The organism is Pseudomonas sp. MD195_PC81_125, from assembly GCF_014060985.1.
Taxonomy (GTDB): Bacteria; Pseudomonadota; Gammaproteobacteria; order Pseudomonadales; family Pseudomonadaceae; genus Aquipseudomonas; species Aquipseudomonas parakoreensis.
In genome coordinates this window covers 1-651 of the sequence record NZ_JABULD010001019.1, presented here as the reverse complement: position 1 = coordinate 651, position 651 = coordinate 1, and the positions used below count along the sequence as shown (strand labels likewise).

General features: G+C 51.2%; 1 protein-coding gene. It reads left to right on the top strand.

Going from position 1 to position 651, the window contains the following annotated elements; all coding sequences use genetic code 11:
- Nucleotides 1-236: 236 nt before the first annotated feature.
- Nucleotides 237-651, top strand: a 415-nt coding sequence (locus HT737_RS30935) for a hypothetical protein (RefSeq protein WP_220459640.1), incomplete at its 3' end; no start/stop codon positions are given.

The window sequence follows — 651 nt, the reverse complement described above, 5'->3', positions numbered from 1 at the left end:
ATGCACAAGACAATAAAAATAAGACGAATCGACTCACGCACAATAAAAACAAGACGGCGAGAGGCGCAGCTAACTGATTCTTTTGGAGAGGCGTTGTATTTGGGGCTAGCCCCACGACCAGGCCGAGAACAACAAAAACTGTCCTAAGACAGAGCCTGTACTGGTTGGATCGCAAGATCACTGCAACACAGCGACCAAAGCAATCCGTTTGCTCTTGGCTCCCGATTGGGAGGGTCATGAAGGAAAAGCTTCATGGCGAGGGCACTCAACAAAAACAAGAAGCCCGAATCAATAATAAAAAAGAGCACGCAACTACTTCTTGGGGAGCTTCGGCTCCCCTTGTAGTTTCTGTCTTTCGGCAAAAACCTCCGTTTCGACCCTGCCCGATGCCTGTAGCCTGCGGCCTGCAGCGCAAATCTGCTGCGTCCTACACCATCCCCCGACTAAATGCTAGAATCTGCGCCCATCATGCGGTCATTCTTTGGTATGGCCGAACATTCCTTCAAACAGTGCATCCCATGCTGAAGAAGCTGTTCCAGTCATTCCGAACACCCGTGCGTCGTACGCAACACATCCGCAGCACTCCTGAAGTGCTCAACAGCGGCCAACATTCGCTGCAAAAGGGGCAATTCAGCCGCTATGCGGTGAATA